This is a genomic window from Embleya sp. NPDC020886, assembly GCF_044333915.1.
In the GTDB taxonomy this organism is placed as follows: Bacteria; Actinomycetota; Actinomycetes; order Streptomycetales; family Streptomycetaceae; genus Embleya.
The window spans coordinates 1-23,660 of the sequence record NZ_JBIRRX010000034.1 but is presented as its reverse complement, the minus strand read 5'-3'; the positions used below and the strand labels follow the sequence as shown (position 1 = coordinate 23,660).

2 protein-coding genes and 1 pseudogene are annotated in these 23,660 nt (G+C 73.6%); all 3 read left to right on the top strand.

The features are described 5' to 3' along the window. Nucleotides 1-9: 9 nt before the first annotated feature. Complete coding sequence (locus tag ACH4U8_RS45765; protein ID WP_395784663.1) at nt 10-9,540, top strand: SDR family NAD(P)-dependent oxidoreductase; 9,531 nt, start codon at nt 10-12, stop codon at nt 9,538-9,540. 70 nt (nt 9,541-9,610) lie between these two features. Then, a complete protein-coding gene (locus ACH4U8_RS45760; protein ID WP_395784661.1) occupies nt 9,611-19,186 on the top strand; it encodes a type I polyketide synthase in 9,576 nt (3,191 codons plus the stop codon). Between the two features lie 81 nt (nt 19,187-19,267). Further along, nucleotides 19,268-23,660 (top strand): annotated as a pseudogene (locus ACH4U8_RS45755) (acyltransferase domain-containing protein); the annotation flags it as partial.

Genomic DNA, 23,660 nt, shown 5'->3' with positions numbered 1-23,660 from the left:
GCGGAGCGGGTGGAGAGCGCCGCTCTGGACGCGGAGTACTGGTACACGAATCTGCGCGAGACCGTGCGGTTCGAGGAGACGGTGCGGCTGCTGCTCGCGCAAGGCTTCGACGCCTTCATCGAGACCAGCGCACACCCGGTGCTTACCACGCCGGTGGAGGGCACGGTCGAGTCGGCCGAGGCCGAGGCGGTCGTCCTGGGCACGCTACGACGTGGCGAGGGCGGTCCGGACCGCTTCACCGCCGCGCTGGCCGAAGCGCACGTGAACGGCATCGCGGTCGACTGGGCCCCGCTGCTGCACGACGGAGACGGCGAGGGTGACCGCGACCGCGCTCGGGACACCGTGGCCGGCGAGCTGCCGACCTACGCCTTCCAGCGTCGCCGTTACTGGTTGCAGGCCCCTCCCGGGGTACGCGGGGACCTCGGAGCGGTGGGGCTGCGGGACACCGAGCACCCCTTGGTGGGGGCCTGCGTGTCGACCGTGGACGGTGGCGTGGTGCTGACCGGGCGGCTGTCGTTGTCCGCGCAGCCGTGGCTGACCGATCACACGGTCGCCGGGACGGTGCTGCTGCCGGGCGCGGCGTTCGTGGAACTGGCCGTACGGGCCGGGGAGGCGGCCGGGTGCGACCGGGTGGACGAACTGACGCTGCAGGCACCGCTGGCCGTCCCCGAGCAGGGGGCCGTGGTGGTCCAGGTCGTGGTGTCCGCGCCGGATGCGGCGGGCGGCCGGGCCGTGTCGGTGCACTCACGGACCGGCGATGAGGACCTCGGGGCGGACTGGACCTGCCACGCGATCGGTCGGCTCGTGGATCGGGACGAGTCGTCCACCGTTGTCGAGGTCTCCGATGCCGATGGCGTCTGGCCCCCGGTCGGGGCTCGGTCGATGGACCTGGACGGGTTCTACCCGGATCTGGCGGCGCGTGGCTACGAGTACGGTCCGGTGTTCCGCGGGCTCACCTCGGTCTGGCACCTCGGCGACGAGGTCTACGCCGAGGTGGCGCTGCCGGCCGAACATCGGGAGGAGGCCGCGCGCTTCGGGCTGCATCCGGCGCTGCTGGATGCCGCGTTGCACGCCATCGTGACGGCGGGCCACCCCGGTGCGGACGACGGCCGGCTGCGGTTGCCGTTCTCGTGGAGCGGGGTCTCCCTGTCCGCGACCGGCGCGTCCGCCGCGCGGGTACGGATCACCCGGCACGACGCGGACACCGTCGCGCTGGCCTTCGCGGACACCGACGGTCGCCCCTTCGCTCGGATCGCCGCGTTGACCCTGCGACCGATCGACGCGGAGCAACTGCGCGACGCGGTCGGCGCCAAGGAGCCGCTGTACGCCGTCGAGTGGGTACCGGCGGCCCCCGCGGAGCCGACCGACGCGCCGGCGGAGGTCGTCGTGCTCGGCCGCGATCCGTTCGGATCGGCCGGCACGAACCCGACGACGACCGGCTACCCGGACCTCGCCGCCCTGACGGCCGCGCTCGACGCGGGCAGCTCCGTTCCCGCGACCGTCCTGCTCCCGTGCGTCGGCGACCCGGCCGGGGCCTTCCCGGATGCCGAGGCTGCGCATGCGGTTGCGGTGGGGGTGTTGTCGGTGGTGCGGGGGTGGTTGGGTGACGGGCGTTTTGTGGGGTCGCGTCTGGTGGTGGTGACTCGGGGTGCGGTGGGGTCCGGGTCGGGGTCGGTGGTGTCGGATGTGGCGTCGTCGGTGGTGTGGGGTCTGGTGCGGTCGGCGGCGACGGAGCATCCGGACCGGTTCGCGCTCGTCGACGTCGATGGCGATGCGGCGGGCGGGGATTGGGTTTCCGGATTGTCCGGGGCCTTGGCGTGCGGCGAGCGCGAGGTCGCGGTTCGTGGGGGCACCGTGTTGGTGCCGCGTCTGGTTCGGCAGGTGGTCGAGGCGGGCGTAGCGGAATCGTCGTTCGGTGTCGGCACGGTGCTGATCACCGGCGGTACGGGCACGTTGGGCGCTTTGGTGGCGCGCCATCTGGTTGCGCGGCACGGCGTGCGCAGTCTGGTGTTGCTCGGCCGTCGGGGTGAACAGGCGCCGGGGGCCGCCGAGTTGAGGCAGGAGCTGACGGCGCTGGGTGCGTCGGTGTCGGTGCGGGCGTGTGATGCGGCCGACCGGGATGCGCTGGCCCGCGTGCTGGGGGATGTTCAGGGGCCGTTGACCGGTGTCGTGCATGCGGCGGGGTTGTTGGACGACGGCCTGGTGGAGGCGTTGACCGACGAGCGGTTGCACACCGTGTTGCGGTCCAAGGTGGACGGTGCGGTCAACCTGCACGAGTTGACCCGCGATCTCGACCTCTCCGCCTTTGTGCTCTTCTCCTCGGCGTCGGGCATCCTCGGCGGTCCCGGGCAGGCGAACTACGCGGCGGCGAACACGTATCTCGACGCCCTCGCGCACATCCGCCGGGCGGACGGGCTCCCCGCCACCTCGATGGCCTGGGGCTTCTGGGCGACGGCCAGCGGGATGACCGGGCACCTGGACGACGGCGACACGGCCCGCCTGGCTCGGACGGGAATCGTGCCGCTCACCGAGGAGCAGGGGCTCGCACTCTTCGACGCCGCCCTCGCTCCGACCACCCCGGCCCTGACCGTACCGATCCGTCTCGACGCCGCGGCGCTGCGCAGCGGAGCCGCCGCCGGGCGGTTGCCGTCGATGCTCGGCGGCCTGGTTCGGGCGGCCAAGCGCCGGATCGACCTGCCTGCGGCGGGAGACGACCGGGAGAGCAGCGCCCTCGCTCGGCGCATCGCGGCGCTGCCGCCCGCCGAACAGGAACGCGAGCTGGTCGAGTTGGTGCGCGGGGTCGCCGCCGGCGTGTTGGGTCACGAGTCGGGTGAGGTGGTGGGCGCTGGGCGGGCGTTCAAGGATCTCGGGTTCGATTCGATGTTGGCGGTGGATCTGCGGAACCGGTTGGGTGCGGCGACGGGTCTGCGGTTGCCGGCCACGTTGGTGTTCGACTATCCGACTCCGGCGGCGATCGCGGGTTACCTGCGGGCCGAGTTGGTCGGTGCCGTCGCGGTCGACGCGGGGCCGGTCGCGGGGGCGGTGGTCGACGGGGATCCCGTGGTGATCGTCGGGATGGCGTGCCGCTATCCGGGCGGGGTGGCCTCGCCGGAGGACCTGTGGGACCTGGTTGCGGCCGGCCGGGACGCGATCGCCGGGTTCCCGGACGATCGTGGCTGGGACCTGGAGAACCTGTACGACCCGGACCCCACTGCCCCGGGGAAGAGCTACGCATGCGAGGGCGGATTTCTCTACGACGCCGCCGAGTTCGACCCCGGCTTCTTCGGGATCTCGCCGCGTGAGGCGTTGGCGATGGACCCGCAGCAGCGGTTGTTGCTGGAGACCTCGTGGGAGGTGTTCGAGCGCGCGGGCATCGATCCGGCCACGTTGCGCGGCAGCCGGACCGGCGTGTTCGCCGGCGTCATGTACCACGACTACGCGGCCCGCCTCGCCGAGGTACCCGAGGAGGTGGAGGGCTACATCGGCACCGGTTCGTCGGCGAGTGTGGTGTCCGGTCGGGTTTCCTACACCTTCGGGTTCGAGGGCCCGGCGGTGACCGTGGACACGGCCTGCTCCTCGTCGCTGGTGGCCCTGCACCTGGCCGGCCAGGCGCTGCGCAGCGGCGAATGCTCGATGGCCCTGGTCGGCGGCGTCACCGTGATGACCAACCCGGGACTGTTCGTCGAGTTCAGTCGGCAGCGCGGGATGGCCCCGGACGGCCGGTGCAAGGCGTTCTCGGCGACCGCGGACGGCACGGGCTGGTCGGAGGGCGTCGGCGTGCTCCTGGTGGAGCGCCGCTCGGACGCCATCCGCAACGGCCACCGCATCCTGGCCGTCGTGCGCGGCAGCGCGGTCAACCAGGACGGTGCCAGCAACGGCCTCACCGCGCCCAACGGCCCGTCCCAACAGCGGGTCATCCAACAGGCGTTGGCCACCGCGGGCCTCGATCGACGGGACGTGGACGCGGTGGAGGCGCACGGCACCGGTACGACCCTGGGCGACCCGATCGAGGCGCAGGCGATCATCGCCACGTACGGCCGGGACCGCTTCGACGAACAGCCGTTGTATCTGGGGTCGTTGAAGTCGAATATCGGTCATGCGCAGGCCGCGGCGGGTGTCGCGGGTGTGATCAAGATGGTCATGGCGATGCGTGCGGGTGTACTGCCGCGGACGCTGCATGTGGACGAGCCGTCGCCGCACGTGGATTGGGCGGCGGGTGCGGTCGAGTTGTTGACCGAGGCCCGCGAGTGGCCGGAGACGGGCCGTCCCCGCCGGGCCGGCGTGTCGTCCTTCGGCGCCAGCGGCACCAACGCACACGTCGTACTGGAGCAGGGACCCGAACCGGTGCCGGCGAGCGAGGGCGGGGCGGACAGCGATCTCGGGCAACCGGTCGCGCCCGAGGGGGTGTTGCCCTGGCTGTTGTCCGCCCGTACGAAGGAAGCCCTCGCCGGTCAGGCGGGCCGACTCGCCGCGCTGGTCCGGGCCGACGGCGCGCTCGGCACGGCCGAGATCGGTCACGCCCTGGCGACCTCCCGCGCGGTGTTCGAAGAGCGCGCCGTCGTGGTCGGGCAGGATCGCGACGAACTGCTCGCCGGACTCGACGCGCTCGCCGAGGACTGGCCCGCGTCCGGCCTGGTGGTGGGTTCGGCTCGCCCCGACTGCCGGGTCGCGTTCCTGTTCACCGGCCAGGGCAGCCAGCGGGTGGGCATGGGTCGCGAACTGTACGACGCCTTCCCGGTCTTCGCCGAGGCGTTCGACGCGGTCGTGTTCGAACTCGACCGGCAACTGTCCGGGCACACGGCGCACTCGGTGCGCGATGTGGTCTTCGGCGCGGACGGCACGCAGGGCCTCCTGGACGAGACGGTCTTCACCCAGGCGGGCCTGTTCGCCCTGGAGGTGGCCGGCTACCGGCTCGCCGAGTCGTTCGGGGTGCGGCCCGACTACCTGCTGGGCCATTCGATCGGCGAACTGGCCGCCGCCCACGTCGCGGGCCTGTGGTCGTTGCCGGACGCCGCCGTCGTGGTCGCCGCGCGTGGCCGACTGATGCACGAACTGCCCCCGGGCGGCGCGATGGTCGCCGTCTCGGTCTCCGAGCAGGAAGCGCTGGACGGCCTGGCCGACGCGGACGCGGACGGGGACGACGACCGCGAGGGCGGCGCGGTGACGGTGGCCGCGGTCAACGGCCCGACCTCGGTCGTGCTCTCCGGCGACGAGGGACCGGTGTTGCGGGCCGCCGCCCGATTCGCGCAGGCCGGGCACAAGACCCGGCGGCTCCAGGTGAGCCACGCGTTCCACTCGGCCCGGATGGAGCCGATGGCGGCGGAGTTCCGGAAGGTGCTGGCGACGGTCTCCTACGGAGAGATCGCCATCCCCCTGGTCTCCAATCTGTCCGGTGCGATCGCCCGGCCCGACGAGCTGCGCACCCCCGAGTACTGGGTGCGGCAGGTACGCGAGGCGGTGCGCTTCGCCGACGGGGTGGCGACGCTCGACGCCGAGGGCAGCACGGCCTTCCTCGAACTCGGCCCGGAAGGCGTGTTGACCGCGATGGTGCGGGACGTCCTGGACTCGGGCGCCGACCTCACCGCCGTGCCGATCCTGCGCCGTGAACGGCCCGAGGTGGAGACCACCATCGGTGCGCTGGGCGTGGTGCACGTGGCGGGGGTGCCGGTGCGCTGGTCGTCCCTGTTCACGGCGACGGGCATCGACTCGGGCGCCGCGACCGCCTCCGATGGCGCGACCACGACGGTGGAACTGCCGACGTACGCCTTCCAGCGTCGGCGCTACTGGCTCGACAGTGCCTCGGCCCCGAACGCGGACGCCGCGGATCTCGGCTTGGCCTCCGGCCGCCATCCGCTGGTCGGGGCGGCGGTCCGACTCGCCGGAACCGATCACGTCGTGCTCACCGGGCGGTTGTCGCTGCGCACCCACCCCTGGCTTGCCGATCACGCGGTCGCCGGCACCGTGCTACTTCCCGGCTCGGCGCTCGCCGAACTGGCCGTGCACGCCGCCGACCTCGTCGGCTGCTCCCGGGTCGCCGAACTGACCCTGGAGGCGCCGCTGGTGTTGCCCGAACGGGCGGGCGTGCAGATCCAGGTCGCGATCGGGGACGACCGGGGCGACGGCCGGCGCAGCGTCGAGTTGTACTCCCGACCGGAGGACGTCGCGGACGCCGATCCCGACAGTGGGGCCGACTGGACCCGACACGCCACCGGCACGCTGGCCGCGGCGACGGACCCGGACCGCGACTCGCTCGCGCTCGACTTCGACCTGGTCGCGTGGCCGCCGGCCGGCGCCCGGCCCGTGGACCTGGACGGGTTCTACCCGCACCTGGCCGAGGGCGGATACGGCTACGGGCCCGCGTTCCGCGGGCTGCGGGCCGCCTGGCGGCTCGGTGACGAGGTGTACGCCGAGGTGACACTCCCGGACGAACTCGTCGAGTCCGCAGGTCGTTTCGGGCTGCACCCGGCACTGCTCGATGCGGCCCTGCACGCCGCGAAACTCACCGAAGCGGGTGTCGAGGACGGGCTCGTCCGGCTGCCGTTCGCCTGGAACGACGTGGTGCTCCTGGCCGCCGGTGCCTCGACGCTGCGCCTGCGGTTGTCCGTTACCGGCCCCGAACGCCTCGCGATCCGGGCCGCCGACGGCACGGGCCGACCGGTGTTCGTGGTGGGGGAGTTGGCGCTGCGCGGTATCTTGCCGGAGCAACTCGGCGACGCGATGCGCGACGACACGGCGGGCGCCCTGTACCGGATGGGCTGGATGCCGGTCGACGTGAACGGCGGGCCCGCCGGTTCCCCGGACGCGGGCGAGCCGACCGTGCTCGACTGCACGGCTGCCGCGATCGAGGGCGGCGACGCGCTCGCGGACACGGTGTCGGCGACGACCGCCGCCGTGCTGGCCCGAGTTCAGGAGTACCTCGCGGACACGGACGCTCCGGAGCCGCTGGTCGTGCTGACCCACGGCGCGGTGGCCGCGACGACCGGCGACGCGGTCCCGGATCTCGCCCATGCTCCCGTGTGGGGCCTGCTCCGCTCGGCCCAGAGCGAGCACTTCGGCAGGTTGGTACTGGTGGACACGGACGACAGTCCCGAGTCCACGCTGCTGCTTCGGGCCGCCCTGCACAGCGGCGAACCGCAGTTGGCACTGCGCGCCGGACAGGCGCTGGCGCCGCGACTGGCCCGGACCGGTACGGACGGCCGCGACGGCGCCGCCCTGGTGCCGCCGGGCGGCGACTGGGCCCTGGGGAGCACGGGCACGGGCACCCTGGAGGGCCTGGCCCTCCTCGCGAACGGCGACACGGCCCAACGGCCGCTCGGCGAACACGACATCCGGATCGCGATCCGGGCGGCGGGCCTGAACTTCCGGGACGTGCTGATCGCCCTGGGCGTGTACCCGGGTGCCGCGTCCATGGGTGGCGAAGGCGCCGGGGTGATCACCGAAGTGGGCGCGGCGGTTGCCGAACTCGCGGTCGGTGACCATGTGTTCGGGCTCTTCCCGGACGCGTTCGGGCCACACGCCGTGGCCGACCACCGGATGGTGACGAAGCTGCCGCCGGGGTGGTCGTTCGAGCAGGCGGCGTCGGTGCCGGTGGTGTTCCTGACGGCGTATTACGGGCTGGCGGAGTTGGGTGGTCTGCGGCCGGGTGAGTCGGTGTTGGTGCATGCGGGTGCGGGTGGTGTGGGGATGGCGGCGGTGCAGATCGCGCGTCATCTGGGTGCGGAGGTGTTCGCGACGGCGAGTGAGGGCAAGTGGGACGCGTTGCGGGCCTTGGGCCTGGACGATGCGCACATCGCCTCGTCGCGGACTCTGGGCTTCGAGGAGCGGTTCCGTGCGGCGACCGGTGGTCGTGGTGTGGATGTGGTGTTGAACTCGCTTGCGGGTGAGTTCGTGGACGCGTCGTTGCGGTTGTTGGCCGACGGCGGCCGGTTGTTGGAGATGGGCAAGACCGATCTACGCGACCCCGATGTGGTGCGCACCGACCACCCGGGCATCGGGTACCGCCCGTACGACCTGATGACGGTTGCCCCGGAGCACATTCGAGCGCTCTTCGACGCGCTGATGCCGCTGTTCGGGTCGGGTGTGTTGGTGCCGGTCCCGGTGCGGTCGTTCGATGTGCGGCGGGCGCCGGAGGCGTTCCGGTTCATGTCGCAGGCGCGGCACACGGGCAAGTTGGTGTTGCGGATGCCGGTGCCGCTCGACCCGTTCGGCACGGTGTTGATCACCGGTGGGACGGGCACGTTGGGTGGTCTGGTGGCTCGCCATCTGGTGGTCGAACACGGGGTGCGGAGTCTGGTGTTGGCCAGTCGTCGGGGTTCGGACGCCCCGGGGGTGGGCGCGCTGGTCGCGGAGTTGACGTCGTCGGGTGCCGAGGTGGTGGTCGAGGCGTGTGACGCGGCGGATCGGCAGGCCCTGGCCGGTGTGTTGGCGCGGATTCCCGCCGGTGCGCCGCTGACCGGTGTCGTGCATGCGACCGGGGTCCTGGACGACGGTCTGATCGAGTCGATGACCCCCGAGCAACTGGAACGGGTGCTGCGGTCCAAGGTCGACGGTGCGATCAACCTGCACGAACTGACCGCCGGCCACGACCTCTCCGCCTTCGTACTCTTCTCCTCCATCGCCGGACTCTTGGGCGGTCCCGGGCAGGCCAACTACGCGGCTGCGAACACCTTCCTGGACGCGTTCGCCGCCCGCCGGCAGGCGGCGGGTCTGCCCGGCAGCTCCGTGGCCTGGGGACTGTGGGCCGAGACCAGCGCCATGACCGGGCAACTCGGTCGGCAGGACCTGGCCCGGATGCGCCGCTCCGGCATCGCCGCGATGACGGCCGAACAGGGCCTCGCCCTGCTGGACACGGCGCTGAACCTCGCCGAGGCGAACCCCGCCGCAGTGCGCTTCGACCTCGGCGCACTGCGCCGGGCGGCCGAGTCGGGGGACCTGCCCGCACCCCTGCACGGCCTGGTACGCGCGCCGTTGCGTCGGGCCGCCGCGTCCGCCGCGTCCGGGGAGGGCACGCTCGCCCGGCAGTTGGCGGGGCAGTCCGAGACGGAGCAGGAGCGCATCCTGGTCGACCTCGTCCGCCGACACTGCGCCGCGGTGCTCGGGCACGCCTCGATGGACGCGGTCTCGTCCGAACGCGGCTTCATGGAGTCCGGCTTCGACTCCCTGACCGCGGTCGAGCTGCGCAATCGACTCGGGGCCGACACCGGACTGCGGTTGCCCGCCACGGTGATCTTCGACTGCCCGACCCCGCTGGCACTTGCCCGATACCTGCTGGAGGGGCTGGAGCCGGTGCGCGAGGCGGCCGCGGCACCGCTGCTCGGCGAGATCGACCGGCTCGAAGCGGCGCTCACCGGCTCGTTGCCCGCGGCGGGCGACGACCGGGCCGCCGTCCTGCGCCGGCTGCAGGCGCTGCTGTGGCGGTTCGAGGAGACCCCGGACGAGGCGGCGGCCGGTGCCGACGGCGACGACCGGCCGGGTGGCTTCGACGCCGTGACCGACGACGAGATGTTCAGCCTGCTCGACAAGGAGTTGGGGCTCGACTGACCCCATGGCCGGCCGCACCCGTCGGCCGGCGACCGATCCGGACCCCTCTGCCTTCTGGAAAGCGTGGACGATGAACGCCAGCGACACCGAGCAGAAACTCCGCGACTACCTCAAGCGCGTGGCCGAGGAACTCCAGCAGACCCGGCGGCGCCTGAGCGCCGTCGAGGCGCGCGGCCGGGAACCGATCGCCATCGTGGCCATGTCCTGCCGCTTTCCCGGTGGGGTGCGCTCGCCCGAGGACCTGTGGCGGCTGGTGGCGGCCGGTGCCGACGTCATCTCGGACTTTCCCACCGATCGGGGCTGGGACGTCGAGGGGCTCTACGACCCGGACCCGAACGCGACCGGCAGGAGCTATGTGCGCCAGGCCGGTTTCGTGCACGACGCGGCCGACTTCGACGCCGAGTTCTTCGGCATCTCGCCGCGCGAGGCACTGGCGATGGATCCGCAGCAGCGGCTGCTGTTGGAGACCTCGTGGGAGGCGTTCGAGCGGGCCGGGATCGACCCGGCCGCGTTGCGGAGCAGCCGGACCGGGGTCTTCGTCGGGGCCGGCGCGACCCGCTACATCGAGAATCTGAGCGATCTGCCGCAGGCCGTCGAGGGCTACTCGATGACCGGGAACGTCGCCAGTGTGTTGTCCGGGCGGCTGTCCTACACCTACGGGTTCGAGGGCCCGGCGGTGACCGTGGACACCGCGTGCTCGTCCTCGCTCGTCGCACTGCACCTGGCCGCACAGGCCCTGCGGCAGGACGAGTGCTCCTTCGCGCTGGCCGGCGGGGTCACCGTGATGTCGGACCCGGCGCTGTTCGTCGAGTTCAGCCGCCAGCGCGGCCTGGCGCCCGACGGCCGCTGCAAGGCGTTCGCCGCCGCCGCCGACGGCACCGGCTGGTCCGAGGGCGTGGGCATCGTCCTGCTCGAACGGTTGGCCGACGCGCGACGCAACGGCCACCAGGTGCTCGCCGTGTTGCGCGGCAGCGCGGTCAACCAGGACGGGACCAGCAGCGGACTGACCGCCCCGAGCGGCCCGTCGCAGCAGCGGGTGATCCGGCAGGCGCTGGAGAACGCCCGGCTGACGGCGGACCAGGTCGACGCGGTCGAGGCGCACGGTACCGGTACCTCGCTCGGCGACCCGATCGAGGCGCAGGCGCTCCTGGCCACCTACGGTCGGGACCGCGACCCGGAGCAGCCGCTGTGGCTCGGTGCGCTCAAGTCCAACCTGGGCCACTCGGCCGCCGCTTCGGGGGTGGCGGGGGTGATCAAGATGGTCATGGCGATGCGGCACGGCATCCTGCCCAGGACCCTGCACGTGGACGCGCCGACGCCGCACGTGGACTGGTCGGCCGGAGCGGTGGAACTGCTCACCGAGGCACGCCCCTGGCCGGAGACCGGCCGTCCGCGCCGCGCTGCGGTGTCCTCCTTCGGTATCAGCGGTACGAACGCACACGTCGTCATCGAGCAGCCCGCAACGATCGCGGGGGAGCCCCGTAGCGAAGGCGAGGGCGACGGCGAGTTCGCGAACGAGGCCGCGGCGGCGACATCCGAGGCCACCCCGGGGCACGGCCTCATCCCCTGGCTGGTCTCCGCCCGTTCCGAACCCGGGCTGCGCGCCCAGGCCCGCCGGCTGCTGGACCACATCGCGGCGCACCCCGATCTCACCCCGCTCGATCTGGCCTACTCGCTCGCCGCGACCCGCTCGGCGCTGGACGTCCGCGGCGCCGTCCTGGGCGGCGACCGGGCGGAACTCCTGGCCGGACTGGGCGCCTTGGCCGAGGGCGCCGGCGATCCCGGTGTCCGGCGGGGCAGTGTGCGTCCCGACGGCCGCCTGGCGTTGTTGTTCGGCGGGCAGGGCAGTCAGCGGGTCGGGATGGGGGCGGAACTCCACGCGGAGTACCCGGTCTTCGCCGAAGCGTTCGACGCCGCCGTGGCCGCGCTGGATCGGGAACTGAGCGGTCATGTCGCGCATTCGGTGCGGGATGTGGTGTTCGGGGTGGCGGGTACCGAGGGTTTGTTGGACGAGACGGTGTTCACCCAGGCGGGTTTGTTCGCGGTGGAGGTGGCGCTGTTCCGGTTGGTCGAATCGTTCGGTGTGCGGCCGGGGTTCCTGCTCGGGCATTCGATCGGTGAACTGGCCGCCGCGCATGTCGCGGGGGTGTGGTCGGCGGAGGACGCGGCCGTGGTGGTGGCCGCCCGGGGCCGGTTGATGCAGGCGCTCCCGAAGGGCGGGGCGATGGTCGCGGTCCAGGCCGCCGAGGCCGAGGTCCGGATCGCGCTCAAGAACCACGACCGCGCCGACATCGCGGCGATCAACGGGCCCACGTCGGTGGTGGTCTCGGGTGACGAGGACGCGGTGGCGGCGGTCGCCGCGCACTTCGCCGAGCAGGGTCGCCGGACCAAGCGGCTGACCGTCAGCCATGCCTTCCACTCGGCCCGGATGGAGCCGATGGCGGCCGAGTTCCGGACGGTACTTCAGGGCGTCTCGTACGCGGCACCGCGGATTCCGCTGGTCTGCGACCTCACCGGCAGGATCGCCGATGCCGCCGAGTTGACCGACCCCGAGTACTGGGTGCGCCAGGTGCGCGAGCCGGTCCGCTTCGCCGACGGGATCACCTCGCTGATCGCCGAGGGGGTCACGGCGTTCGCGGAGATCGGCCCGGACGCGGTGGCCGGCGCGATGGCGCGGGAGAACACCGACCCGCAGGCGGAGGCCACCGTCGTGCCGTTCCTGCGCCGGGACCGCCCCGAGTCGCGGACCACGATCGGTGCGCTGGCCACGCTGCACACCGCCGGCATCCCCGTCGACTGGTCCGGCATGCTCGCCGCGCACGGCGGCCGGCGGGTGGAACTGCCGACCTTCGCCTTCCAGCGGCGGCACTACTGGCTGGCGACCGAACATCCGCCCGTGCGCACCGGGGGCGCCCGCCCGGCCGCCGCCGACGTCGACGCCGGGGCGCACCTGCGGTACACGGTGCGTTGGCAACCGCTCGCCGAACCGCCCGGTGCCCGAGCGATCGGCACCTGGCTGCTGATCTCGTCCCGCGCGGACGACCCGGCGCCGGCCGTGGCCGGTGGGCAGGCGTTGGCCGACCGGGGCGCGCACGTCGAACACCTGATCGTCGAGGCCGACGGGTGGAATCGGGCGGCGCTGGCGGCGAGGCTGGGCGAGTACGCCGATCTCACCGGTGTCGTCGCGCTCCCGAGCCGGGAATCGGCGGACGATGCCGGTACTTCCGAGCCGGGCTTCGGCGTGTCCGGCACCCTCGCCCTCGTTCAGGCGCTGTGCGACCTCGGCCTGGACGGTCGGGTGCGGATGTGGTGCCTCACCCGGGGCGCGGTAAGCACCGGCCCGTCGGATCCGCCGCGGCACGTCGACCAGGCCGGGATCTGGGGCCTGGGCCGCACCGTCGCCTTGGAGCATCCCACGCTGTGGGGCGGCCTGCTCGACCTGCCGGACACTCTCGACGAGCCGGCCTGGGCCCGGACCGCGGCGATGATCGCCGACGGCAGCGAGGACCAGGTCGCGGTGCGCGCCGCCGGGGTGCGGGTACGGCGGTTGGCCGCGGCGCGGGCGGTCGGCGACCACGCCGAGTGGCGACCCGCCGGTCGGATCCTGATCACCGGCGGCACCGGCGGGCTCGGCGCCCTGGTGGCCCGGTGGGCCGCCGAACGCGGCGCGGACGAGCTGGTGTTGGTCGGCCGGCGAGGCCCGGACACCCCCGGTGTGTCCGACCTCACCGCCGAACTCGCCACGCTGGGCGCGCGGACGACCGTGGTGTCCTGCGACCTCGCCGACCGGGCCGCCGTGGCCCGGCTCGTCGCCGATCTGGACGCCGACGGCGAGCCGATCCGGGCCGTCGTGCACACCGCGGGGCTCGCCCAGGACCGTGCCGTCCTGGACACCGACCCGGGCACCTGTGCGGACATCCTCGCGGGCAAGGCAGTCGGCGCCGCCAACCTCGATGCGGTGCTGGGTGCACGGGAGTTGGACGCGTTCGTGCTGTTCTCCTCCGTCGCCGGCACCTGGGGCGGCGGCGTGCAGGGCGTGTACGCCGCGGCGAACGCGACCCTGGACGCGCTGGCCGAGCAGCGCCGCAGCCGGGGACTGGCCGCGACCTCGATCGCCTGGGGGCCCTGGGCCGGACACGGCATGGTCGGCGCGGAGCACGACGCGGAACGGCTGGCCCGACGCGGCCTGCACGTGCTCGACCCGGACGCCGGCCTGGCCGCGCTCGCCCGCGCCGCCGGGAGCCGCGCGGCGACGGTGACGGTCGCGGACGTGGACTGGCAGCGGTTCACGGCCGCCTTCACCGCGATGCGACCCAGCCCGCTCCTGAGCGAACTCGGCGCCGGCGTCGAGCAGTCGGCGCGGGACGGCGGGCCCGGGAGCGCGGCGGACTCCGAACTCGGCCGCCGGCTCGCCGCGGCCCTGCCCGCCGACCGGCCCGCGCTCGCGCTCGACGCGGTGCGCACCCAGGTCGCGCAGGTGCTCGGGCATGCCTCCGCGCAGGCCGTCGACAGCGACCGCGCCTTCCGCGACCTGGGCTTCGACTCGCTCACCGCGGTCGAACTGCGCGACCGACTCGGCGCGTTGATCGGCTTCCCGCTGGCCGTCACCGCCGTCTTCGACCACCCGACATCGGCGGCGCTGGCCGCGCACCTGTGCGACGAACTGGCGGGGGAGGACCGGCCCGTCGAGATGGCGCCGACCGCCGGCCGGGCCGCGTCGGACGAGCCGATCGCGATCGTGGGCATGGCCTGCCGCTTCCCCGGCGGCATCGACTCGCCCGAGGACCTGTGGCGGCTGCTGGCCGACGGCGGCGACGCGATCGGGCCCTTCCCGGACGACCGGGGCTGGGACCTCGACCGCCTCTACCACCCGGACCCCGACCATCCCGGTACCTCGTACACCCGGCACGGCGGCTTTCTGCCCGGCGCGGCCGAGTTCGACCCCGGCTTCTTCGGGATCTCCCCGCGCGAGGCGCTGGCGATGGACCCGCAGCAGCGACTGTTGCTGGAGACCGTCTGGGAGGCGTTCGAACGGGCCGGTCTGGACCCGGCCGCGTTCCGGGGCAGCCCCACCGGCGTGTTCGTCGGCGGCTCGCCCTCGGGCTACGGAAGCGGCGCGCGCGGCCCGGACGGCGCGGAGGGCTACGCGCTCACCGGCAGCGCGGGCAGCGTGCTGTCCGGCCGGCCGGCCTACACCTTCGGGCTGGAGGGCCCGGCGGTGACCGTGGACACCGCGTGCTCGTCCTCGCTGGTGGCATTGCACCTCGCGGTTCAGGCGCTCCGGCGCGGCGAATGCGAGACCGCGCTCGCCGGCGGCGTCGCGGTGATGGCGATCCCGGCGGGCTTCGTCGAGTTCAGCCGCCAGCGCGGACTGGCCGGGGACGGCCGCTGCAAGGCGTTCGCCGCCGGGGCGGACGGCACCGGCTGGTCCGAGGGCGCCGGCGTACTGCTGCTCGAACGGCTCTCCGACGCCCGGCGCAACGGACACCGGGTGTGGGCGCTGGTGCGCGGCAGCGCGATCAACCAGGACGGCGCCAGTAACGGGCTCAGCTCGCCGAACGGCCCCTCGCAGCAGCGGGTCATCCGACTCGCCCTGGCCGACGCCGGTCTGACGCCCGATCAGGTGGACGCGGTGGAGGCGCACGGTACCGGCACCACGTTGGGCGACCCGATCGAGGCCCAGGCACTGATCGCCACCTACGGCCGCGACCGGCCCGCGGGTCGGCCGCTGTGGCTCGGTTCGGTGAAGTCCAACCTCGGCCACGCGGCGGCGGCGGCCGGCATGGCGGGCATGATGAAGACGGTCATGGCGCTGCGGCACGGAGTGCTGCCCAAGACGCTGCACGTCGACGCGCCCTCACCGCACATCGACTGGTCGGGCGGCGCGGTCGAACTGCTGACGGAGCAGACACCCTGGCCGGACACCGGCCGACCGCGCCGGGCCGGCGTCTCCTCGTTCGGGATCAGCGGCACCAACGCGCACGTGATCGTGGAACAGGCGCCCACGGAGCCGACGGACGCCGAGCCGACACAGCCCGAGCAGGTCCACCCCGAGTCGACCCACCCCGAGCGGGTGCCCCCGGGCACCGGCGCGGACGAGCCCTCGGGCGCCCCGCTGCCGTTCCTGTTGTCCGCCGGCACCGAACGCGACCTGCGCACCGTCGCCGATCGGCTCCGCGCCCACCTCGCGCGGCACCCCGAACTCGACCCGGCCGACCTCTCCTTCTCGCTGGCCACGACGCGGACCCGGCTCGCACACCGCGCGGTCGCCGTGGCTCGGGACCGCGACGGCCTGCGGCACGCGCTGGACGGGCTCGCCGGTGGCGAGGCCCGCCCGGGTGTCGCCGAGGGCAGCGGCCCCACCCGCGACCGCATCGTCTTCGTCTTCCCCGGCCAGGGCTCGCAATGGGCCGGCATGGCCGCCGAACTGCTGGACCAGGCACCCCTGTTCGCCGAACACATCGAGCGGTGCGAGGCGGCGCTGGAGCGCTGGGTCGACTGGTCGCTGGCCGAGGTACTGCGCGACCCCGCAGGCACCGCGCTGGAACGAGTGGACGTGGTGCAGCCCGCGCTGTGGGCCGTGATGGTCTCGCTCGCCGAACTCTGGCGTGCCCACGGCGTGCGGCCCGCGGCCGTGGTCGGCCACTCGCAGGGCGAGATCGCGGCGGCCTGCGTCGCCGGCGCCTTGACCCTCGACGACGGCGCCAGGATCGTCGCACTGCGCAGCAAGGCGCTCCTCGCCCTGTCCGACCGCGGTCTGATGGCGTCCGTCGCCATGTCGGAGGCCGAGGCGACCGAGCGGATCAGCGCGCTCGACGGCCGGTTGTCCCTCGCGGCGGTCAACGGCCCCGGCCAGGTCGTCGTCTCCGGCGAACCCGACGCGGTACGGGCCCTGGCCGCGGCGGCCGAACGCGGGCGCGTCCTCCCGGTGAGCTACGCCTCCCACTCGGCCCACGTCGAGGAGATCCACGATCGGCTCCGCACCGACCTGGCCGACATCGCGCCGGTCACCGGCCGAGTGCCGTTCCACTCCACGGTGACCGGCGCCCCGGTGGACACCGCCGAGTTGAACGCCGAGTACTGGTACGGCAACCTGCGGCACACCGTGCGCTTCGAGCAGACCGTGCGCGGCCTGCTGGAGCAGGGCTACGACGCGTTCGTCGAGGTGGGCCCGCATCCCACCCTGGTCACCCCGATCGAGGAGACGGCGGCGGCCCTGGGGCTCGCCCCCGCGGTGATCGGCAGTCTGCGCCGCGACCGGGGCGATCTCGCCCGATTCCTGCTCTCGGTCGGCGAGGCCGCCGTCCTGGGCGTGGTACCCGACTGGCCCACCTTCTTCGCGGGCCGCCCCGGCGTGGTCGACCTGCCGACCTACCCGTTCCACCGGCGGCGCTACTGGCTCGACGCGGCCGGCGATCCGGCCGGGGTGTCCGGCGCGCCGGCCGCCGACCCGACCGAGTCCCGGTTCTGGGAACTGGTCGAGACCCAGGACCCGCAGGCCCTGGCCGACCTGCTCGACGCACCCGCCGGGCAGCCGTGGCCCGCGGTACTGCCCGCCCTGCGCGCGTGGCGGCGACGCGCCCGCGAGCAGCGCACGGCGGACGGTTGGCGCTACCGCGACACCTGGCAACCCGCCCCCGACCTGCCCGCCGATCCGGCCGCCCCCAACGTGTGGCTGGCCGTCGTACCGGCGGACCAGGCACCGAACGGGCAACACGACGCACTGATCGCGGCGTTGGCCGAACGCGGCCTGAGCATCACCACCCTCACCGTCGACCCCGCCCACACGACCCGGGCCGAACTGGCCCGCAACCTCGAAGAGGCGCTGCCCGAGGGCGCCGGGCCGATCGGGATTCTGTCGTTCCTCGGCCTCGGCGCCCACCCGCCGGCCACCGCGAACCCGGACGGCCTCACCGGCACGCTGCTCCTGGTCCAGGCCGCCGCCGACCTCGCCGCCGACACCCGGCTGTGGTGCCTCACCCGCGGTGCGGTCGCCGTCGACGGCGACGCCGCGCCCCCGGACCCGGACCAGGCCCGGATCTGGGGCCTGGGCCGGGTCGCGGCACTGGAACTGCCGGACCGCTGGGGCGGTTTGATCGATCTGCCGGACCGGCTCGCCGGCCCCGAAGCGGACCGGCTGCGTCGGGCCCTCGGCAACGCGGCGCACGAGGACCAACTCGCCATCCGGCCGGACGGGATCCGGGTGCGTCGGATGGTGCGGGCACCGCTGCGTACGGCCGAACCCGTCCGGGACTGGCGGCCGTCCGGCACCGTGCTGATCACCGGCGGCACCGGCCCGATGCAGATCCGGATCGCCCGAGGGCTGGTCGAACGCGGAGCCGAACACCTGGTCCTGGCCGGCCGGATCGCGCCCGCCGCCGCCGCCCGCCTCGAAGCCGACCTCGCGGGCACCCGGTTCACCTTCGTCGACTGCGACCTGGCCGACCGGCAGGAGGCAGCCGCCCTGCCGGCCCGACTCGCCGCCGCCGGGCTGCGGATCACCGACCTGATCCACACGGCCGGCGACCCGGGCCTGGCCCCGCTGCTCGACACCGATGCCGATGCCGTGGCCGAGGTCCTGGCCGGCAAAGTCGACAGCGCTCGCCTCCTGGACGAGTTGTCGGACACGGACGAGTTGCGGACCGTCGTGTACTTCTCGTCCGTCGCCGGCTTCTGGGGCAGCGGCGAGCACGGCGCCTACGCGGCGGCCGACGCCCACCTCGACGCCCTCGCCCGCCGGCACCGCGCCGACGGCCGACACGCCCTGTCCGTGTCCTGGTCGGTCTGGGACCCGACGGCCGACGCGGACTTGGCCGACGCCCCCGAAGCGGCCCGCGCCATCCGCCGGATCGGTCTGGGCGGCCTGCGCCTGCTCGACCCCGACCTCGCGTGGGCGGCACTGCTTCGGGCACTCGACCACGACGACACCTGCGTGACCGTCGCCGACGTCGACTGGCCGGTTTTCACCGGTGCCTTCACCGCCCGGCGACCCGGTCCGCTGCTCGACACCCTCCCCGAGGCCCGCGCCGCGCTCGCCACGCTCCACGAGGAAGCGCGTGCCGCCGCCGACACGGCCGACGAGCTGCGCCGCGAACTGGCCGAGTCGTCCGCCCCCGAACGCGAGCGTCGGCTCCTGGACCTGGTCCGCGCCCACACGGCCGCGGCCCTGGGCCACGACGGCGTCGAGGAGATCCGGCCCGAACGGGCCTTCAGCGAACTCGGCTTCGAGTCCATCACCGCCGTCGACCTGCGCAACCGACTGAACCGCCTCACCGGCCTCGACCTGCCGGCCACGCTGCTGTTCGACCACCCGACCCCGCTCGCCCTGGTGGACGTACTGATCGGCGAACTCCTGGAGGACGGGCTGGTCGGCGCCGCCTTCGTACACGCCGAACTCGACCGGCTGGCCTCCGGACTGGCCGCGGCCACGGTCGGCGACACCGACCGTGCCGGCATCGCCAAACGCCTTCGCACCCTGCTCGCCGGCTGGACCGGGACGAACGGCTCGACCGACGCGCCCGGTTCGAACAACGGGACCGAGGCGTCCGCCGCGCGCAGCGTCGCCGAGGAACTCGAAGCGGCCTCGGACGACGAGATGTTGGCCTTCATCAACACCCGGCTCCGACGCGGCACCCCGACCGGATGAACGCCACGACCCCAGGCCGGACGCACGCCATGACCCGATTCGGCCCCACGAACACCGCGACCCCAGCACCGGAGGACTGCCGTGGCCAATGAAGAGACCCTTCGCGAGTATCTGAAGTGGGCCACGGCCGAACTGCACGACGCCCAGCAGCGGATCGAGGCGTTCGAGGCGGCGGCGGTGTCCACCGAACCGGTGGCGATCGTCGGCATGGCCTGCCGTTTTCCCGGCGGTGTCGCCTCCCCGCAGGATCTGTGGAATCTGGTCGACCGCGGCGAGGACGCGATCGGCCCGCTGCCCCGGGACCGCGGCTGGGACCTGGACCGGCTCTACCACCCCGACCCGGACCACCCCGGGACCACGTATGCCGCCTCCGGTGGCTTCATCCGGGACGTGGCGGGTTTCGACGCCGACTTCTTCGGCATCTCCCCGCGCGAGGCCGTCGCGATGGACCCGCAGCAACGACTGTTGCTGGAGACCTCGTGGGAGGCGTTCGAGCACGCCGGGATGGTGCCGGCCGCGCTGCGCGGCAGCCGGGCCGGCGTATTCATCGGCACCAACAACCTGGACTACGGCTGGACGGCCGGTCGGGTGCCCGACGAGTACGCGGGACACCTGACCACCGGCACCGCCGCGGCCGTGATCTCCGGCCGCCTGTCCTACCTGTACGGGCTCGAAGGCCCCGCGGTGACCGTGGACACCGCCTGCTCGTCCTCGCTGGTGGCGCTGCACCTGGCCGTACAGGCGCTGCGCACCGACGAGTGCTCGCTGGCCCTGGTCGGCGGCGTCACGGTGTTGTCGTCCCCCGGCCAGTTCCTCGGCTTCAGCGCCCAGCACGGATTGGCCGAGGACGGCCGCTGCAAGGCGTTCGCGGACTCGGCCGACGGCATGGGCCTCGCCGACGGCGTCGGCGTGCTCGTGGTCGAGCGACTGGCCGATGCCCGGCGGGCCGGCCACAAGGTGCTCGCGGTGGTCCGCGGCAGCGCGGTCAACCAGGACGGCGCCAGCAACGGCCTGACCGCGCCCAACGGCCCCTCGCAACAGCGGGTCATTCGGCTCGCGTTGGCCAACGCCGGTCTGTCGGCCGCCGATGTCGACGCGGTCGAGGCGCACGGGACCGGGACCCGGCTCGGCGACCCGATCGAGGCGCAGGCGCTGCTCGCCACCTACGGCCGAGGTCGCGCCGCCGACCACCCGCTGTGGCTGGGCTCGGTGAAGTCGAACATCGGGCACACCGGCGCGGCGGCCGGCGTCGCGGGACTGATCAAGACCGTCCTGGCCATCCGGGCCGGCACCCTGCCGAAGACCCTGCACGCCGAAGAGCGCTCGACCCGGATCGACTGGTCGGCGGGCGCGGTGGAGTTGTTGACCCGGGCGCGGGAGTGGCCCGTGGTCGACCGACCGCGCCGGGCGGCGGTCTCCTCGTTCGGGATCAGCGGTACGAACGCGCACGTGATCATCGAGCAGGCCCCGGACGCGGCGGTGTCGGAGGCCCCGGCGGGCCCGGCGGGGGAGGGGACACCCGAGACGTCACCGCGAGTCGCGCTGCCGTTCGTGATCTCGGCCAAGTCGGCGGACGCGCTGCGGGCACAGGCGGCTCGGCTGGCCGAATTCGTCACGGCACACGAGGAGTCGGATCCGGCCGCCGTGGCGTCGGCGCTGGTCGCGTCACGTGCGGCGTTGGATCACCGGGGGGTGGTACTGGCCTCGGGTCGTGCGGAGTTGTCGTCCGGGTTGGCGATGTTGGCCGCCGGGGAGTCCGGGTCGGGTGTGGTTTCGGGCGTGGCGCGGTCTTCCGGTCGGACGGTCTTCGTCTTTCCTGGTCAGGGTTCGCAGTGGTTGGGGATGGCTGCGGAACTGGTGGATTCGTCGGCGGTGTTCGCGGGGCGGGTTGCGGAGTGTGAGGCGGCTCTTGCGCCGTTCGTGGACTGGTCGTTGGTGTCGGTGTTGCGGTCCGAGTCGCAGGAGTGGCTGGACCGGGTCGACGTCGTGCAGCCGGTGTTGTGGGCGGTGATGGTCTCGTTGGCCGAGTTGTGGCGGTCGTTCGGGGTCGAGCCGGGTGCGGTGGTGGGGCATTCGCAGGGTGAGATCGCTGCCGCTTGTGTGGCCGGGGCGTTGTCGTTGCAGGACGCGGCGAAGGTCGTGGCGTTGCGGAGCCGGGCGATTCTGGAGATGGCCGGCTCGGGCGGAATGGTGTCCCTCGGTGTCCCGGTGGAGCGGGCCACCGCATTGATCGGGGAGTACGCGGGCCGGATCTCGGTCGCGGCGGTGAACGGTCCGTCCTCGGTGACCGTGGCCGGCGAGGGTGCCGCGCTGGACGAACTGCTCGCGGAATGCGGACGGTCGGACGTGTGGGCGCGCCGGGTCCCGGTGGACTACGCGTCGCACTCGGTGCAGGTGGAGTCCATCCGCGAGCGGCTCCTGACCGAGCTGGCCGATATCGAACCGGCGGTGCCGGAGATCCCGTTCTACTCGGCGGTGACGGCGGAGCGGGTGGAGGGCGTCGCCCTGGACGCGGAGTACTGGTACAGCAACCTGCGCGAGACCGTGCGGTTCGAGGAGACGGTGCGGCTGCTGCTCGCGCAGGGCTTCGACACCTTCGTCGAGGCCAGCGCCCACCCGGTGCTCACCACCCCGATCGAGAGCACCATCGAGTCCGCCGACGCCCGGGCGGTGGTGCTCGGTTCGTTGCGCCGGGGCGAGGGCGGGCCGGATCACTTCACCGCCGCCTTGGCCCGGGCGTACGCCGCCGGCCTCGCGGTGGACTGGTCGCCGCTGCTCGGCGACCCGGCCCGGCCCGGCCGCGGCACGGACCTCGACCTGCCGACGTACGCCTTCCAGCACCGGCGTTACTGGCTGCGCGACGTGTCGCTCGGCGGTGCCGACGACGCGGCCGGGCTCGGACTCACCGGTGAGGGCCATCCTCTGTTGGGCGCCTCGGTGTCGTTGGCCGACGGGCAGGGATACCTGCTCACCGGGCGGCTGTCGTTGTCCTCGCACGGCTGGCTCAGGGACCACGCGGTCGCCGGGACCGTGCTGCTGCCCGGTACCGCCTTCGTCGAACTGGCCATCCGTGCCGGGGATTCCGTGGGTTGCGGTCACCTGGACGAACTGGCCCTGGAAGCACCCCTGGTGTTGCCCGAACAGGGCGGAATCCAGATCCAGGTCGTGGTCACGGCACCGAACGCCGACGGCGGCCGGGCGGTCTCCGTCTTCTCCCGCGCCGACGACGACCCGGACCGGGAGTGGACCAGGAACGCGTGCGGTGCGCTCCTGCCGGATGTTGTCACCGCCGCCGGGTCGGGCGAGGACGCCGATCCCGGCACGACGGCGTGGCCACCCGCCGGCGCCCGGCCGATCGAACTCGACGACTTCTACTCGGACCTGGCCGAGGTCGGCTACGCCTACGGCCCCGCCTTCCAGGGCCTGCGCGCGGCCTGGCGGGTCGCCGACGACCTGTACGCCGAAGTGGCGCTCCCCGTCGAGCACCGGGAAAGCGCCGGCCGGTTCGGGCTGCACCCGGCGCTGCTCGATGCCGCGTTGCAGGCGGCGGCGCTGACCGCCATCGGCGAAGGCGGTGCCGCGGTCCGCCTGCCGTTCGTCTGGAGCGGGGTACGGCTGCGGGCCTCCGGGGCGTCGTCGCTGCGCGTACGCCTGTCCGTGCGCGACGAGGACTCGGTGGCCGTGGAGGCCACGGACGGCACCGGCGGACCGGTGTTCTCCGCGCGTGGCCTCGTCCTGCGGCCGATCGCCGCCGATCGGCTCGTGCGTGCCGCCGACGATACGGCCGACAACCTCCTGCGCCTGGACTGGATCCCGGCCCCGGTGGCCGCGATCGAACAAACGGGTGCCGACGCCGACGACGTGACGGTGTTCGACTGTGCCCCCTCTGCGACCCCGGTCGGCACCGGGCTCGCGGACGCCGTGTCGGAGGCGGCGGCGCACGTGCTGCGCCGGATCCGGGAGTGGCTCGCGGCCGAGGGGCAGGCACGGTCGCGGCTGGTCCTGGTCACGCACGGTGCGGTGGCGGCCGGCCCGGGCGATGTGGTGGCGGACCTCGTACACGCGCCGGTGTGGGGCCTGATCCGGTCGGCGCAGAGCGAGCATCCCGGCAGGTTCGTCCTGGTGGACACGGACGACAGCCCGGCCTCCGCAGCCCTGCTGGACGCCGCGACGCGCAGCGGCGAGACACAACTCGCGCTGCGCCAGGGCGAGTTGCTCGTGCCCAGGTTGGCCCGTCTCGGCGGCCCCGGCGACGCACTGGTCCCGCCGGCCGGAGCCTGGCGGTTGCACACCGCCGGCACCGGGACGCTGGAGGGCCTGGCCCTCGGGCCGGCACCGCAGGACGTCGAGGAGGACCGACTCGAAACGGGTCGGGTGTCGATCGCGGTGCGGGCGGCGGGGCTCAATTTCCGGGATGTGTTGATCGCGCTGGGGATGTATCCGGGTGCCGCGTCGATGGGTGGCGAGGGTGCGG

Excerpts from the sequence above, each read along its gene's own strand:
- ACH4U8_RS45760 (WP_395784661.1), top strand. The coding sequence starts at position 9,611 with ATGAACGCCAGCGACACCGAGCAGAAACTCCGCGACTACCTCAAGCGC.